At 45.7% G+C, this 17,199-nt stretch carries 11 protein-coding genes; 8 read left to right on the plus strand and 3 right to left on the minus strand.

The genetic code is table 11. From position 1 onward, the window contains the following. Positions 1-100 precede the first annotated feature (100 nt). Entirely contained in the window at positions 101-940 is an 840-nt protein-coding gene (locus SPK40_RS08420; protein WP_330960132.1) for an isopenicillin N synthase family dioxygenase, read from the minus strand. 258 nt (positions 941-1,198) lie between these two features. Next, positions 1,199-1,501, minus strand: a complete 303-nt coding sequence (locus tag SPK40_RS08425; RefSeq protein ID WP_248142178.1) for a hypothetical protein — start codon at positions 1,499-1,501, stop codon at positions 1,199-1,201. 679 nt (positions 1,502-2,180) lie between these two features. Here SPK40_RS08425 and SPK40_RS08430 point away from each other — a divergent pair. From SPK40_RS08430 to SPK40_RS08465, 8 genes are all read left to right on the plus strand, one after another. Then, a complete protein-coding gene (locus SPK40_RS08430) occupies positions 2,181-2,825 on the plus strand; it encodes a glutathione S-transferase family protein (protein ID WP_330960133.1) in 645 nt (214 codons plus the stop codon). Between the two features lie 324 nt (positions 2,826-3,149). Continuing rightward, positions 3,150-3,899 carry a glycosyltransferase family 2 protein gene (locus tag SPK40_RS08435; RefSeq protein WP_330960134.1) on the plus strand — a complete coding sequence of 250 codons (750 nt, stop codon included), beginning with the start codon at positions 3,150-3,152 and terminating at the stop codon, positions 3,897-3,899. After that, on the plus strand, positions 3,892-4,593 hold the full coding sequence (locus SPK40_RS08440) for a TVP38/TMEM64 family protein (RefSeq protein WP_330960135.1): 702 nt from the start codon (positions 3,892-3,894) through the stop codon (positions 4,591-4,593). Before SPK40_RS08435 ends, SPK40_RS08440 begins: the two co-directional genes overlap by 8 nt. After that, positions 4,547-6,268: an ArnT family glycosyltransferase gene (locus tag SPK40_RS08445; RefSeq protein WP_330960136.1), complete on the plus strand. Its 1,722-nt coding sequence runs from the start codon at positions 4,547-4,549 to the stop codon at positions 6,266-6,268. Before SPK40_RS08440 ends, SPK40_RS08445 begins: the two co-directional genes overlap by 47 nt. Positions 6,269-6,682: 414 nt before the next feature. Beyond that, positions 6,683-8,887: a two-partner secretion domain-containing protein gene (locus SPK40_RS08450; protein ID WP_330960137.1), complete on the plus strand. Its 2,205-nt coding sequence runs from the start codon at positions 6,683-6,685 to the stop codon at positions 8,885-8,887. Positions 8,888-8,905: 18 nt separating this feature from the next. Then, positions 8,906-12,892 carry a DUF637 domain-containing protein gene (locus SPK40_RS08455; RefSeq protein WP_330960138.1) on the plus strand — a complete coding sequence of 1,329 codons (3,987 nt, stop codon included), beginning with the start codon at positions 8,906-8,908 and terminating at the stop codon, positions 12,890-12,892. 9 nt (positions 12,893-12,901) lie between these two features. Beyond that, positions 12,902-14,194 carry an Imm49 family immunity protein gene (locus SPK40_RS08460; protein WP_330960139.1) on the plus strand — a complete coding sequence of 431 codons (1,293 nt, stop codon included), beginning with the start codon at positions 12,902-12,904 and terminating at the stop codon, positions 14,192-14,194. A gap of 163 nt (positions 14,195-14,357) precedes the next feature. Further along, positions 14,358-15,311, plus strand: coding sequence for an Imm49 family immunity protein (locus SPK40_RS08465; RefSeq protein ID WP_330960140.1), 954 nt, complete (start codon positions 14,358-14,360; stop codon positions 15,309-15,311). Between the two features lie 111 nt (positions 15,312-15,422). On the opposite strand, the gene SPK40_RS08470 is transcribed toward SPK40_RS08465, so the two are convergent. Then, the gene (locus SPK40_RS08470) at positions 15,423-17,102 is read right to left on the minus strand and encodes an ArnT family glycosyltransferase (RefSeq protein ID WP_330960141.1); all 1,680 of its coding nucleotides are present in this window, start codon (positions 17,100-17,102) and stop codon (positions 15,423-15,425) included. Positions 17,103-17,199: the final 97 nt, after the last annotated feature.

Consider the following 17,199-nt stretch of genomic DNA (forward strand, 5'->3'; position numbering starts at 1 on the left):
ATCCCATATATGTCATTCCTGTGGCGCAGCACTTCCCGTCGCTATGTGAATTCCAATAAAAAACGCCAGCTCGGAAAGCTGGCGTTTTTTATCGTCAAAATCAGATCAGGCCCAGTTCTTTCAGGCGCTCCATCAGATAACTATGAGCGGTGTACTTTTCAGAAAGAACAACCTCAGGTTTCGGGTGCAGGAACAAAGGCAGAGAAATACGTGATTTGGTTTTATCTGTGCCTTCCGGGTTAATCACACGGTGTGTGGTTGACGGGAAGTAACCCCCGGAAGCTTCCTGAAGCATATCGCCGATATTAATAATCAGGTTGCCGAACTCACATGGAACATCCAGCCAATCACCGTTTTTCGCTTGCACCTGTAAACCCGGCTCATTTGCTGATGGGAGTACGGTAAGCAAGTTGATATCTTCATGCGCACCGGCACGAACTGCACCCAGCTCTTCATCCCCTTTCAGAGGCGGATAATGCAGCACACGCAGCAACGTACTGTCACTGTTTTCAATCATGCTCGACAGTGACTGCGAATACAGGGCAGAAACTTCAGCAGGCGAGTGTTTTTCAACCCAGGATAACAGCGTAGAAGCCAGCGCATTAGCCTGGTCATAATAATTCTGCAGCTCTGCTTTCAGTTCTTCAGGACACTGACCCCAAGGGTAATAGTGGAAAAACTCTTTGATGTCTTTCTGAGTGTGACCTTTTGCCGTTTCAGAAACTTCAGACGGGAACAATCCATCCTGTGTTTCAACGTTGAAGCGGTAGTCATACTTTTCTTCAGAATCGAAAAAACGTTGCCAGTTTTCGTAAATTGAACTGACCAGTTCCTGTTGCAGCGGGTGATTTTTCAGGACACCGAAACCGGTCTCGCGCAGAGATTCAACAAAACGTTCTTGTGCGTCGGGTGCGGTAAAATCAATAGCTTCTAATTTCATTGTGTTCTTCTTTTATACGGTAGGGCGTAGATTTTCTTGATGCCTTTTTCGCATCATGTGGAAGGAATTCTAGACGTTCACCCTAACGTGAACAACCCACAAGTCAGAGCCTGACAGAAACAAAGAGTTGATAGAAATGGACAATCAAACGATTGCCTAACCGATTGCGTTTCAGATTGAAACACTTCCGGGATGCGACACAAATAAAAACCCTGCCGAAGCAGGGTTTGCATTTCTGATTTTGATGCTGATAATCCGTCACAGATCACGCATTAGCAACTCAAATTCATCTTCTGCAAGTTCGATTAATTTGGCCAGTTCCCGGGCATCATCACTGGTCATATCAACTTGCCAGCGTACACATTCACCACCGGCATGATTGCGGCAAACTAACTCAGTTCTTTTGCCGTTCGATAAAAAGGAAAGTTCCTCGAACTCTGCCTCAAACTTATCATGTTCTTCCATGATTTCTACTTCTAGAAAGCCAGTCGGGATAACTCTGACATCCAAATGATAACCCTTACCGCCTGGCATCAGGTATTGCCGGTGTTCAGCTAACATCCTCCTTTCCTCCACTCTGTTGACTCGCAACTAATAGTGTAGTCAAAGATTCTGAAGCGCGAGTAAATTCTTCCCGGCGCAAGCATTGGCTAACATCAGGAAAAATAAGGTTTTTCTGAAACATTCCAGAAAATATTCAAACCTTATCAAAAACGATAATCGGCTGAAACTGTCAAGTTATTCTAGGTCATCACATGGGTACTCAATACTTTGGCTTCAGGCAAATCTCAGCTGCCACACCAGCAATCAATCAGATTGCACACCATACATACACGACTTACTGATGATCCATTGTCATCAATTCTTCATATCAGTGAAGTCTGTCTTTCACAAAACACATGATTCAATCCTGAGACAGACGGGTAAATCTTCTCTGGCATCCATCCCCAAAAAGGCAGACGACAACCACATAGACGGACCTGATCTTTGCATGTCGGTTACAACTTGCATCAGACATCACAGAGATAAATGAATCGCAAGCCAGCAGAAAACACTGCAAGCCGTTTTAATCTCAGCTTTTGTGACACAACGCCTGTTTCTTTGCTCATGTCACTAAAAGGCTCGACTACAGTGGATATAAAACCAGACACACAAACGTTCAATGAATCGATTTATTTTTCGTGTCTGAACCTCTTCGGGCGCAATAAAAATTACCTGATAAAGAATGAAGGAGCTGGCTATGACCACTGTCTATGGAGTGCAATTTTCTCCTTTCGTCAGAAAGGTGCTTCTGGTTTTGCAAGTAAAAGGAGTTCCCTACTCAAATCCTCAGGTGAACCCGATGGATCCGCCAAAAGACTTTGAGCGGGTCAGTCCGCTGGGCAAGATTCCCGCTTTCGAAGATGACAAAGTCCTGCTTGCTGATTCTGCTGTCATTTGTGATTACCTCGAACAGCGATATCCGGAGAACCCTCTCTGCCCCAGTGATTTGGTCGAACGTGCGAGGGTCAAATGGCTGGAAAAATATGCGGATACCGAGGTGGTTTCTGCACTTGGCCCGATTTTCTTTGAGCGCGTACTAAAGCCTTTAGTCTTACAGCAAATGCCAGATGAAGAGAAAATCAGCAACATTATGTCTCAATCGATTCCGGGTATTTTTGACTATTTGAATAACCAGTTACACGGGAAGAAAAAGTTCCTGCACGGCAATGAATTGACGATCGCAGACATTGCAACCACGACTCATTTCATCAATCTGAGCTATTCAAAGATAGAAGTCGATGCGACAAAATGGCCAAACCTGGCATCCTACCTGAAACAGATGACTGAATTACCCTTATTCAAATCATTTATTGAAAGCGACCAGCTGTTATACGCCGAATAACAGACATTCAATTCATATCACAATCAGGCAGTAAATAGACTGCCTGATTGATTCACCCAATGAATACATGTGCTTGTAAGAAGAATTATTCTTATTTCATGAAACACCAAATATTACGTTGCATCATTCAAACACCAAAAAACCGACGTACCTCTCAGCCATCCGTTTGATTTGTCTGCTATAGATATAAATAATTCATTCCCGAGAAGGATAATAAAACATTCAAACACCGCTGATATGCTGGTGCTTGACCCGACTTGTTTTGAATCATGCTGATAGCCAAGTATGGAACGCTGTTTTATGCATTACATGGAGTAAAATGCTGTGCCCTACCCGTTTATTTCTGCAGTGATACCCGCCAAAGATGAAGCAATGAACCTGCCGAAACTTTTGGATGAAGTCGTCGCCTCGTTAACCGGTCTCTGCCATTTTGAGATCGTTGTCGTTGATGACGGTAGTTCTGACAATACCTATTCAACCTGTGAGGATTGGGGAAAATCTCATTCGGATATCCTGCTCACTATCGTGAAACATCAGCGTTCTGTCGGTCAAAGTACTGCATTATTGTCCGCTGTGAATCAGGCACAGGGCAAATGGATCGTCACCATGGATGGCGACGGGCAAAACGATCCCGCTGATATCCCCGCTTTGCTGGAAGCTGCAGCACAACAACAGCAATCTCATTTCTGTATCGCCGGATTCCGGCATAACCGGCAAGATACTGAATGGAAACGCTTTCAGTCCCGTTTCGCCAACGCCATTCGTCAGGCGGTGCTGAAAGATGGCGTGAAAGACACCGGATGCGGCCTGAAACTCATCCCCAGAGAAACCTATCTGGCCTTACCATACTTTGACCACATGCACCGCTTTCTTCCGGCACTGATCCGTCGTCTGGGCGGTGAAGTGGCTGTTGTCCAGGTCAATCATCGTGGTCGTTGGGGCGGTACATCCAAGTACAATGCGCTCAATCGTGCGTGGGTTGGACTGGTCGATATGATGGGCGTGGTCTGGCTCAGCCGACGTGCCAGAAATCCGCTTATCGAAAAAATCAGTCAGTCAGGCGCAAATGAATAAATTGTATGTCAAAGCGGTGATCACCCTCTGTGGCCTGTTGTTGCTCTATCTCATCATTCGCAATGACTGGATTCCGCCGCTGAGTGATCACCACGTCATCGCGCAATGGCTGGACCATGCAGGCCTCCTGAAATGGCTGTCACTCTATCTTTCAGCGACCCTGTTCATTGGCATCGGCGGCCCCCGTCAGGCAATTGCTTTTTTGTTTGGCTTTCTGCTGGGCGGACCTGTGGGTGTCATCGCAGCCCTGATGGTCAGTTTAATCGGTTCACTATGCTGCTTTTATATGGCGCGTTCAGTCCTCCACCCCATGCTGGAGCGACGTTTCTCCAAGTATCTGCAAGTCTTTGAGAAGTCACTGCAACGTAATGCCACGTTAAAGATCATGGTGATTCGACTGCTCCCTGTCGGCAGTAACTTATTTACGAATCTGTTTTCAGGTGCCTGTAACCTTCGGATCAGTGCATTTGTGTTGGGTTCTGTTATCGGCTTCTTACCGCAGACAGCGGTATTCGCTATGGCTGGCTCAGGGGTACGACTCTCCGACCATAACCAAATGACAGTCAGCATTTTGCTGTTTGCCATTTCCAGTGCGCTGGGCATTTATCTCTATTTCCACCGGGAAAAAACGACCAAGGATGCGACGAATGCTATCAAATCCGGCTCAAAACATTACGACAACAGAACAAGATAAATCGTGGGATAGTCTGACTATCCTGCTGTTTGCAATCGCTATCCTTCTGCTTTTCTGGGGCATTGGCTGGCGCTCTCCCTGGCCGGCGGACGAACCCCGTTTTGCCGAAGTTGCCAGAGAAATGGTGGCGACCGGGCACTGGTTTTTCCCGATGCGGGGTGGAGAACTGTATCCGGATAAACCCCCGGTTTTCATGTGGAGCATTGCCCTGTTTTACTGGCTGACCGGTAATCTGAAACTGGCTTTTTTGCTGCCGAATGCGCTCTGTGGGCTGCTGACGCTTACTCTGGTCTGGGATTTAGCACGTCGCCTGTGGGGGAACAAAACTGCCCGTACGGCGTTGTTTCTGCTCATGCTCGCGCCTCAGTTTTTCATTCAGGCCAAAAATGCCCAGATTGATGCCATGGTCGCCTGCTGGATTACTGTGTCGTGCTATTGCCTGATCCGCCACTTTTTTCTGGCCCCTAACTGGCGCTTATATTATCTCGCCTGGGCCATGATGGGACTGGGTGTCATCACCAAAGGCGTTGGCTTTTTACCCGCGTTAATGCTCATTCCTATTGCGATCTATGCTTTTCCGCAACGAAAAGAACTACCGCCGGCTTTTCAGAAAAAGGCCTGGTTCGGACCACTGTTCATGCTGGCTGTTATTCTTGCCTGGCTGATTCCATTGCTGCTCATCACCAGTGGCAGTGACGATCCTCAGTTCCAGGCCTACCGCGATAACATCCTGTTCAAACAAACCGCAGAACGCTATGCAAACTCACTTGGTCATGTGCAGCCCTGGCACTATTTCATTTCATCCGTAATCCCCGTGTTCTGGTTTCCGTTACCATTTATGGTCATCGCATTCTGGAAATCACTTCGTGAAAGCTGGAAACAGTATCCGGTTATCTGGGTCATCCTCAGCTGGGTTGTGCTTGTGGTCCTTTTCTTCAGTCTCAGTCCCGGTAAACGAGGCGTCTATGTGCTCCCCGCACTGCCAATGTTTGCACTCGCACTGAGTCCGGCAGTCAATCTGCTGGATCACAAACGTTGGCTGCACTGGCTGATGGTCGGATTGATGACGTTAATCGGCGTTGTTATGTTTGCCGGCGGGATTGCAGGAATTGCCCAAATTGAAAAAGCAGTCCGTGAACTTGAAGAGCAAACTCTGCAAGCGGGCCTGATGCTTTTCACCTGCGGATTGATCTGGTTGGGGACACTCTGGTTCAGACGCAACAAAAATGCATATCTGACCCTGGGGGGTCTTCTGGCCGTAACCTGGCTGATTTTTGCCAGCTGGGGATATCATTTGCTTGACCCAAATCGTACCCCGAAAGCGCTGATGGCTAACATCGCACATACAATTGGTACTGATGCTGAGCTCGGTTTAGTGAACTTTAAGGAGCAGCATATCCTGTTCTCTCCCGTGACCGTCACTCATTTCAGTTATCTGGCTCCCATGCAGGAACAGGAAGAAAGGGCTTGGGCCTGGTTACATGACAGCCCGAACCGATACATTCTTATTCCCGATTCAGCCAGTGTCCGCTGTTTTACCCTCAGCAAAGGCCAGGACATGGGAGAAGCCCACCGGAGGCACTGGATCCTTTTTGATGCCACCACGGCAGAGCCCCAATGCGATGCGCCAGAAAGCATGCGTAAATTTGTCACGCAGCGTCCCTACCCCTGGTGAAATACCACCGTACATAACAACAGCCTGGCGTGTTCGCTTCAGGCTGTTTAATTTCCCTACTATTTTCAGCAAATAATCCGTCTGGTTGTTTTTCAGACAAAGCAATCGACAATATCAACCTGAAGCTTCCCCTTTCAATTCTCCAGCCATTCCCAAAAGCACTCTGAAAATGGCCACAAGCAACTCAAACTTTTTGAGTGAATCAAAAATAGAAAAACCATCCCCACACAAGTGAATTATCTTGCACATCAGATTTCCGACGAGTAATATTCACTCATTTTCACTAAAATGGGAGTAATATCTAAATTCCAGCTGGTTAACCTTCAATCAACACATACCAAAAAAGCATAAATTAATTTAGGTTATATAAATATCATGACACGAAGATTCAGAATTTTGTGGTCATCAGCCCTGATGCTCACTTCAATTTTTTTATTGCCCACGATTACGTTTGCATCACTGACCTCAACCAATACCAAAATCGTTTCATCGAAGTATTCAGATCTTCAGAATGATGAAACACTTGTCTTTATGGGATCTTTAAGCTCTGATGGCACAGCCCATGTACAAGTTGCCACTGATGGAAAAACAGTCAAACGTCTATTACTAGTAAATAATCCCATCATCAATAAAGGCGTTAAAAACAAACCTGCCCAAGCGACAGTCATCCAGAACACTTCTGCTAAACCGTTAGCGATCAGTAAAGTCGAAGTGCTGGGGCCACCGAGCGATATCATCATTGCCAGCCCTTCCGGACTTATCTGCGATTCCTGCGAATTCAAAAATGCCAAGCGTGTTGTGCTGGCAACTGGTATTCCTTCTTTTAATCAAGGCAATCTGACAAGCATCAAAACGCAAGAAGGGCTTTTAGATATTGTTGGGTCTGGTTTGAAAACCCAGGATGCTGTCTTTGTTGATTTATTTGCGAATAGTATCAACGTCCTTGGTGAAATAAATACCTTCACCCGTGTCAATAAAAACTCAACAGGTGGCTATGATGTCGCGCCATCGACAGGAAATCGGCTTGCTTCACAAGGCAACCTTCAATTAATTACAGGAAATACTGAGCTGTCATATGAAAGCGGTGATATCAACATCACCAATGCGAGCCAGACTGATAGTGCTCTAAAAATTCAAGGGGATATTACAGCCGGGAATGTCCTGATTCAGACGACAAGTTTAAATACAAGTGCCACGTTGCAAGGTAATATCACAACCTTAGGTGACATATCCCTTGTGAATACCTATCACGATATAACCGTGATTCCCGGTGGAAATATTCATATTAAGTCATTTGGTTCTCTAACACTCAATGAAAATAAACTGCTGACGAAATCAAATGTGATCCTGGAAGCAAGCAATATATCTATCATTCCTAGAGAGGAGTACAAAGATTACAGTATTAAAGCAGGAAACATTGAAATTTCCTCTGAGAATTCACTCTTAATGAAAGGACTGATTTTTGCAGACAATATCAAAGTTGCAGCGAACATGGTCAACAATTCAGGTGGTGAATTATTTGCACTTGAATCTCTTTACGTTAATGGTATTAGTTATATTAATAACAATAGTCAAGGTTTGTTTATCGGAAGCAATGTCGCATTAAGTAGTAGTAATTCAATTATCAATGGTATTCTCAAACCTTGGTTCTGTAAACCACTCGACAGCTTTCGAAACGCACATATCAAAAGTGATACAGTTCAACTTGGTAGTGGTGTTGGGCTAGTTAAAAGCTTCATCAATAGCTGTACAGGTAGTAACATCATCCAAGACTGGGAGCTTGAAGAAAGAAAGGCAAGTATCTTTGGTTTTAACATCTCATTAAATGCGCCAGAAATCATTAATTCAAACCCATACATCAAACAACGATCTGGGTATGATGAGCCTGAAGTAAAAATGGAAATCACAGATTCAAACACGGTCTCAATTTCTGCTGAAAACTCACTTGTCATTCAAGCAAAAAACTCATTTAAAAATGGTTCTGGCGTTGTCGAGGTGTTGAATGGAAATATGTCAATTGACACTCCAATAATTTACAATCAGCGTTACTACATTAAAGGTTTGACACACCGATACACACGGGAAATTCCATTCACCCCACCAAAACATTGCCCAGAACTACTTCAAAAAATCAAAAAAATAACCGATATCACTCTCACAAAAATCATTTTGAAGAAGAGATATAAAAAAGAATGCCAAACCAATACTACAATTACTGAGAAAGTAACAACTCAATATGTATCTTCACTTTCCCCTGTTGCCCGAATCCTTGTCGCAGGTAATATCACCTTCAATGGAGATAAATTTTTCAATGAAGCCAGCAATGTTGAAGTTTGGGGACAATTGAATGGGAAACTAAGTGAAATCAAATCACTGGGTTTAGCTTTAAATGAAAAAATTGTGAAAAAAACGGTAACGCATCATTCTCGTCGCTATTGTTCCCGACGTGTGTTAGGTGCATGCATCAAACGCAAAACAGAACGGTGGACAACAACATCACAGCAACTGGTCAAAAATGAAACCGCAGGCCAATTTCCCGCCCTTTTTGATGTGAACAAAGCCAACATCAATGTCGCGAACGGCAAAGTCTTGACCGGTAATATCACTTTCGGAAAATAATCAGGGATGACAATAAAAATGAACGATAAAAAACATTCCACACTTGTGAAGACTGAAAAAACACCGGTCTGGAGAAAAGCAACTGCATCTGTTTTAACCTGGGTGATTCCGATGCAACTGGCTTTTCCGGCTTATGCAAATATTCAGCTAACCAGAGATGTCAATAAGCTCCAGTCAGCGCTGGATTCATCTGCGCGCTACCAGTTAACCAGCCGGGTCTCAGATCACCTTTATGAAGAAGTGTTCATGTCACCACTCGCTGATATTTTTGATGGCTTCGGTTATTTCTACCAACTAGCAGCATCAAAATATCCGAAACAATTTAGTGATATGAAATGGGTACCCATTGGTGTAGGTGAGATCACAACAATAATTCCTGCCGCACCTCCAAAGCCTTTATTTATCGGCACACCTTTTGTTGAACGCGATATTGTTCGCCTTCAGCTCAACCAGCTCCTGAACCGAAGTTATATTGTCGGTGAAGGTGACTATGACAATTACAATGACATGATCAGGTCGTTGTATGACAATGCTGTGATCCTGATGAAGGAAAAAGGTTACACCTTTGGCCAAAACTTGAACTCAGCGCAAATTGACAGCATTTCCAGTGATGTCATCTGGCCAGAGTTCAGAACATTATCAACCGGAAAAAAAGTCGTTATTCCTTTTGTTTACCTGTCGAAAACAACCATTGCGACCAATAAAGTCGATAAAACGACGTTTAGCGTTGGCAATGGTGTTGTCAATACAGGTACTTTCACGGTTAATGGTGGTGAGGTCATCGCCAGACGAAACCTGTTCATTCAAACCAAGCAGGACTTCATCAACAACAAAGGTAATGTGAAAGCTCAGGAAAGTCTGAAGATTCAGGCTGGGAATAACATTGAAAACTATTCCGGCACTATTCAGGGTCGTGATACAAAGCTGATTGCGAATGCAATTAAAAATGAAACTTTAGTCTACCGCCACGACTATGAATACGGATTCTCTGAATTAGCCAGTAATCTCGCCAAGATCACCGGGTTAAATTCACTCAACCTGAGTACTGCTGGCGATGTTATCAGCAAAGGCGGTCAGTTTGACTCACAAGGGACCCTCCACATCAATGCCGGTGGCAGTGTTCAGCTATTAACGCAGCAAGTTCGTCAGCAACATGCACAATCCGGGAAGAAGTGGACAGATTCGAGTCAGTCTCTGGTGAATCTGCAAACACAGCTATCTGCTGTTGATATCCTCTCGATTGTTGCAAAGAATGAAATCATCTCTCAGGGAGCCATTGTTGAAAGTGAAGGGATCCTGGAATTACTTGCAGGCATGGGCATCCATATCATTCCTGCCGAAAACCTCCAGGCCGGTGAAAAGAGTTTCAAATCTTCGACGGGGGGTCTCTTTGGTTCAGATGAATCTTATTCAGAATCCTACCAGAAAGCAGAGATTCTTCGCTCTGTGCTGAAAGGCGGCAACAGTGTTGTTCTCAATACCATGATGGGAGATATCACTTTACGCGCCGTCTCTGTTTCAAGCCTTGGCGTCGCTAAACTCGTCGCACCAAATGGACAAATCAATCTTGAACTGGCAAAACAACTTGATCAGTACAGTTTGGAAGAATCCTATGAAGGTGCCCTCTCCTTCCGCTTTAAAGGCCGCGGGCATTATCGTGAAACCGCCTATTACAATGAGTTCATTGCCAAAGGCGGCTTAATGCTCGATGCTGCGAATGGGATCAACATCCAGTATGCCGGTAACCCGGATAACATTGATGAAACCATCGCCAATCTGGCGAAATCACCTGAATATCAGTGGCTGCAAGACCTCAGGAATGACCCGAACCTAACCACGCAATGGCAGGAAATTGAACTTGCCATGGAACAGTGGAATTACGACCAAAGTGGTCTGACACCTGCGGCCATGGCGATTCTGGCTGTCGCCATTGCGGCCGCAACCGGTGGTGCAGGTTTAACCGTCATGGGGGGAACCGGCCTGATGGCTTCTGCCGTCAATGCTGCGGCAACGACGCTCCTCAATCAGGTCACAGCAAGTATGCTGGCGAATGGCGGTGATATTTCCGCGACATTTGAACAAGTCACGTCTTCTGACAGCCTGAAAAACTTAGCCACATCCATGGTTACCGCAGGCGTTCTGTCTGAAATCAATTCACTGGGCTGGCTTGCTCAGGGTGAGAATTTAGGCACACTCGCTCAAGCTCAAAATATCATGATCACCTCAACCGTTAATGCGGCTGTTCCTGCCCTGATTCAAGGCCACAGTTTCTCTGAGTTTGGTGATGCATTCCTACAGAATATTGCGACCTCATCTATTCAGCAAATTGGTCAAACGCTGGCGAATAAAATTGGCATTGCTGCCGGTGAACGCGGTGAAAATAATTTGCCGAAGAATCCGGATATTAGCGCAGCCACTCAATACATCGCGCACGCAGCACTCGGATGTGCACTGGCCGGTGCAAACACAGCCATCAGCGGCGGTAATTCAGATACTGTGAAAACAGGCTGTTACTCTGGTGCTGGCGGTGCCGTAATTGGTGAATTCATTGCCAAACACAAACGCGCCGAGCTGGAAGCCATTGAGAAAGAGACGAAAAATTATATTAATGAACAACTGAAACTACTGAAAGCTGGTCAAAATGCAAAATCAGTACAGGAACTGGAAGCCTATCAGCAACAGCAATACCTGGCACTGATTCGACTGAAGAATCTAGGGGTTGATATCTCTAAATTAGCCGCAGGTATCACTGTCTTTGCCTTCGGCGGTGATGTTGATCAAGCGATTTATACCAGCGGGAATGCCGCTCAAAACAACGCATTATTTATACCGGCATTGTTCTGGGCGGTGAATGCGGCATTACTGGTATACAGCGTCTACGAATTTAGCGAAGATGTTGAAGTCTTCGTTGATCTGATTCGTCGTGGGGATACGGAAAAAGCGAAAGAAGTTCTGATCACTGCTTTGATTGACGCAGGAATTGATATGACCGTTGGGAAAGGTCTGAAAATAGTCAAAGCCGGTGAAAAAATTTCAGATGCGCTGAATAAACTCAAAATCGAAGAACTCTTGGAGATTGCCTCGGAGAACCTCTCCAAGCAAGGCAACCATATGCTTGCTTCTGAGATTGATTATCTCAAGAAAGTCATGGCTGGCGACCTCTCTGCCAAAGAGCAACGCCGGTTGAAAGGCTTCGATGCAAGCAATGCCAAGCATGCAGATAAACTTCCTGAGTTTGATAACTATCAGAAAACTTATCCTCACGGCTCTCTCACATTCGAACGTTGGCTTGAAATGCGTGAAGCCGGTGCAATTAGTGCGGATGGTAGCTGGGTTCGTTCAGCAACATCCAAACAGGTAGATATTAAAGCGAAGTCAATTGGCAAGCAGGACGATGTCAGCGTCAATTATAGCGGGCTAACCAAGCCAACCCGCGGGTTAGACGGACAATCGATTGATAACTGCGACTTTGACTGTTTTTCTGACCTTCGTCAAAAAGCAAAACAAGAATCTGAAAACTGGATAGATTCAGATAAAATCAACTATTACCGTGCGAAGCAAAAAATTTACTCTGAAGCGATGGGTGAAATGGCTGGTGAAGCAACCCAAGTTCAAAATGGGGCTACACGCCTGATGTCTCACTATCCTGGCTCTAACGACAAACGCGGGCAATTCGACCAGATCTGGCATCAGCCTGATGGTAAAATCGTGATCATTGAAGCGAAGGGTGGCGACTCTCAGTTAGGCTCTCGGATAGGCTTGAATGGTCAACGCGTACAACAGGGAACGAAAGAGTATTTTGAGAGTGTCGTTGCTTCCATGAAGAAATGGTATGACATCAACGGTTCCACGCTTGATGCAACAACAAAACATGAATATAGAAAGACCATGAGTCTGCTGAATGATAAGAATGCAATAATAGAATACAAAGTTGTCAGACAGCATTTAGATACGCAAACAGGCAAACCGACGAAAGTATCTGTGACTGATTACAACGTAATTTAAGAGGATAATATGGAAAAAATTAACAGTCACGTGGTCATTGGCTCAGAGCGTCGTCCTCGTGATTTTGTGGAAGAACTCCTAGAAGATGAGCAGCAGCTTTGCCTGAGCACTTACAGAGCGCTTCATAAAGGTACCATAAGGGGCATACCAAGCACGGGCATGTTTTTCGCTCATTTTGCTCATGCGCTCCTGCTTGGCAAGGAACGTCAGGACGTTATTCGTCCGCTATACGATTGCGCACAAATTCTGGCGATCAACCTTGGCCCTTATACTCAAAAAGAGCGTGGTTACCATGGCTGGTTTCAAGACTTACCAGTGTTCTGGCCCTATGAAGGAAAGCGTCTGATTTCAACTTCAGAATGGCTGGATGCATTCGCCGTCACTTTCATTCTCCGTGATCCATTCCAGCAAGGACGGATGCTGCTGGACATTGAGGAGTCAGATATCGACATTTGGGATCCCAGCGATCCAGATGCAACGGGGGGTCATAACGATGTCCGCCGGGTACTTTTCCGCCTATTCCGGGCATTTTGGATCACCGAGGATATCGATATTCATGACCGTATCCGGGACATGGTGACCTACTCATCACCAGAGTATGTTGGCGGCAGTGCCGCACAGGATATGTTTAACTATCTTTACCTACCTTTGGCGGAATTATTGATAGCGATTCACAGGGATGACCGGGCGACCAAATATCCGGAAAAGTTACGCTTCGCGCTGGAATGCCATAAAAAGTACTATACCGAAATTGCTCAGAGGCAATACGAATTTGCGAATGCAGACTTCGATACCAAAGGCTACATTGCTCTGTGTATTACAGGCTTGGCGGCTTATGCCTATGATAATTATGATCTGGAACCCAACATAGAAAGTGGTTATATGCCCTTGTGGCTTGTGAAAGGCGAGTTTCCTTCCTATGAAGAAGCTTTTCCTGAAATTTCCCCTCGCCCACCCTTTGAGGAGAAAAATATCACATTGTCACTGACAACAGAGGAACCCGTTGAAGACTGGCACCCGATCTGGCTGAACGCGTTGCGTTGGATAAAACAGCAACCCGATATGCCACATCTGTTCCGCTTAGGTGATGAAGTGGAAGAGAGAGAAGTCGCCAAATCCGTCAGCGGCGCAGTTGTTTGTGATGTCGAAGGGGACAAACCCGGAAAACTGATGATTTTCTCGATCCAACCCGTCGCAATCGCCAATCCGGAACAATGGTTGGCTAAGATGAAACAGCGTTGGGCAGACTTTGCAGCCTCGCAGTTAGCATTCCCTGTCACCGACGTTTCATTTCACGATTAATCTCACCTGAACAACCGGGCCTGTTTCAGGCCCGGATTCTTTCGCTCGCCGTTCCAATTCATCACATGGCTGCACATGAAACTCAATGATGTAAATACCAAACTGAACCCAGATGGCTCACTGAAAGCCAATGGAACTACTGTGGATTATAAGGAAGACGCTTTTGAATAAGAACAACGCTCTCAGCCATCATATTCTGGATAAAATATCTGCTGATGTTGATGTTAGCGATCGTTTAAATTCCTGGCTGGAACCTTTAATTGCAAGGGATATGCCTTCAGAAGCCCTAGAAGGAATAGCACCAGAAGGACATCAAAATATCCTTGGCATTAAACAAGAATCCCTTCTTGATATTCTTGGTAGCCTTGTAGTCAAACAGGCACCTAAAGACCAAATTGAATGGTTTTTAAAATCATTCCGGGATCACGGTCTGGCGTATTACCGTCTGGTGTTTAATCAGGGAGAGTTTGTCCCCTTCAGTATTAACCAATACGAATATGAAGGCGTGGGTAAACCTACAGACTTCCGACTAAACTTGGATAACTGGGTGCTGGTGTTTGCCTGCTGTTTGATTCTTCAGGATTATTCGGGCGCCTATGAATTGTGTGAACTGAATGAAGCGCACATTGATCTGGATGCAAGGCAAAACGGGCCTTCAAATCGTGAATTTGATAAAGCCATGCTTAGCCTGCTGAAAGGAATTCTGTACCCTGACGCAGACATGAACGCTTTGCTGGTCGATGCAGCAGAAAAAGTGTTCAAGCCTGAATGTGTCGGCCATGAAGCACGGCAGGAAGCGGTAAATTACAAATTCTTGCCCCTGATTCCGCTCATTCACGCCATGTACAGCCCGAACCGGGAAACAGCTTATCCCGAAAAGCTTCAGGCTGCACTAGAAGATCACAAGACCTATTTCAGCCAGCATCATGCTTTTGATGCGCAAAACTGGTTCGCGATGACGATCACTGGCCTGGCATCACTCGCCTATCACCGCTGGGGATTGGAACCGCAGATCGAGACGCTGTACATGCCGGAATGGATCGTGAAAGAGCCGAATATTGATTCGCCGCGCCGTTCTTATCGGGACGTGTTTGGTGATCAGTACGATCAGGACTGACCCTCAGGTTTTGATTCCGTGAATCGAAATCGCTGAATCCGTCTGAGTTGAAAAATCCGGGTGTATACCCGGATTTTTTTATGCGCTGTATTTTTCCAGGGTGCTCTTTCCTTATTCGAGCTCAGAATTAACGGCGACCTTCTTTTCCGTCAGCTTTTGATCGATAACAGGTGTATACAGTTTCCAGTCGGGCCATTGAAATAAGTCTGCCGCTGAAATCAATACGTTTTTTCTGCCTCGGTAAGGCCATATCTGTACAGCATGCTGCTCGATGTAAGTGTCGACATTTCTGGTTGCAATCACAGCCCAGGCATTGGGATGCTGTGCTAACCACAGATACTCTTCTGTATTTTTATCGCCAATGACCACCAGTGGTTCTTCTAAACGACCCAGATACTGGTACTGCCCATGATAATTTCCGGAGATGGCAACCACATGCCCCTCGGTTTGTTTTTTCTTCAGTTGTTGTGCCAGTTCACTGAGATCATAAAGCTGAAAAATAACCGGCGATACAAACGGCAGCAGCGCATAAATACTGACCGGAACGGCCAGCATAAGAACGGGTAATCTGAATTTCTGAAAGACTGCAGGTTTGATGGCGACCACGGCCAAAAATAACGGTACCAGCCCCCAGAACGGGTGAACTTCCGGATTTTGAGCCGCTTTAAATGCCGCACCAATCCACCATGGGCCGCTGAACATCGCAATCGCTAATATCAGCAGCAGCAAAGCAAGCAAAGGCTCTTTGCCGAACAGTTTCAGATTCAGCTTTGCAGCCAGGAAGACCGCCATTGCAGGGAAAACCGGCAACAGATAATGAGGTTGCTTACCACTGAAACAACTGAATAAAAGCACCGTCAGCACCAGCCAGCTTAAGCAAAATTTATCTGCCTGACTCAACTGGCTGAAAATCCGGCTACGCCAGCAGCCCAGAAAAAACAACCAGGGCAATGTCAGTACCGGCAGAAACAATACATACCAGTAAAATGGCCGGGCATGTGCAAAAGACTCTGAGACTCTGCCCGCAGTCTGTCCCCAGAAAATGGCCTGAGCATATTCTTCACCGCCTTGCATGGCTGCCGGAATTGCCCAAAGCAGAGCGACCACAGCTGTCATGATGATACTGAGCAAACAACCAACCAGCCATTTTCGATTCGACAGCCAGCCATCCTGCCGCCAATAGGGATAGGAAACGAATAAGGGAAATAAATAAGCCAAGATCACCGGGCCTTTCACCAGCACCCCGATGCCTGCCCAGAAGCCCGCGACCGCTCCCCACTTGATCTTGTTTTCCTGTGCAGACTTCAGCAGACAAATCACAGCGCTTAACAGAAAGACAGTCAGCAACATATCGAAAAAGGACATAGGCAGATACAACGCAAGCGTTGCGAAACTCAGCAATACCAGAGGCGAAAATTCAGCAGCCTGTGAGTGCTTACCATACAGTCGTTTTCCCAATTGATAAATCAGGAAGAAGTTACCGCAGGCTACTAAGGGAACAATCATGCGGGTCGCAAAGTCGTTCACGCCAAAGATCATCCAGCTGAGATTGATCAGCCAAAATAACACCGGGGGTTTATGCGCATAAGGTAAACCATTTTTATGAGGCACCAGCCAGTCGCCGCCATGCCACATTTCCCAGGCGACAGACGCATACCGGGTTTCATCAATGGGTAATAGCGGCCGAAAATACAGGCTGACGCCTATCATGATGATGGCGACAATAATCGAAGCCGCCAGATAAAAGTAAGGTGGGAAGTTATTGCCCTGGTGTTCCGTATCCATACGCATTGACAAGGTTCCTGTTCACTTCTGAAGAATAAAATATGAAATCTTATGAGTATTTATCTGACTCAATATTCACATTTATATGCACAACACTAGTTCA

Source organism: Photobacterium sp. 53610, from assembly GCF_036409375.1.
Lineage (GTDB): Bacteria > Pseudomonadota > Gammaproteobacteria > Enterobacterales > Vibrionaceae > Photobacterium.

What these genes read in the sequence shown, in the direction of transcription:
- SPK40_RS08420 (WP_330960132.1), bottom strand. Translation starts at nt 940, where the DNA reads ATGAAATTAGAAGCTATTGATTTTACCGCACCCGACGCACAAGAACGT.
- SPK40_RS08425 (WP_248142178.1), bottom strand. Translation starts at nt 1,501, where the DNA reads ATGTTAGCTGAACACCGGCAATACCTGATGCCAGGCGGTAAGGGTTAT.
- SPK40_RS08430 (WP_330960133.1), top strand. Translation starts at nt 2,181, where the DNA reads ATGACCACTGTCTATGGAGTGCAATTTTCTCCTTTCGTCAGAAAGGTG.
- SPK40_RS08440 (WP_330960135.1), top strand. Translation starts at nt 3,892, where the DNA reads ATGAATAAATTGTATGTCAAAGCGGTGATCACCCTCTGTGGCCTGTTG.
- SPK40_RS08445 (WP_330960136.1), top strand. Translation starts at nt 4,547, where the DNA reads ATGCTATCAAATCCGGCTCAAAACATTACGACAACAGAACAAGATAAA.
- SPK40_RS08450 (WP_330960137.1), top strand. Translation starts at nt 6,683, where the DNA reads ATGCTCACTTCAATTTTTTTATTGCCCACGATTACGTTTGCATCACTG.
- SPK40_RS08455 (WP_330960138.1), top strand. Translation starts at nt 8,906, where the DNA reads ATGAACGATAAAAAACATTCCACACTTGTGAAGACTGAAAAAACACCG.
- SPK40_RS08460 (WP_330960139.1), top strand. Translation starts at nt 12,902, where the DNA reads ATGGAAAAAATTAACAGTCACGTGGTCATTGGCTCAGAGCGTCGTCCT.
- SPK40_RS08470 (WP_330960141.1), bottom strand. Translation starts at nt 17,102, where the DNA reads ATGCGTATGGATACGGAACACCAGGGCAATAACTTCCCACCTTACTTT.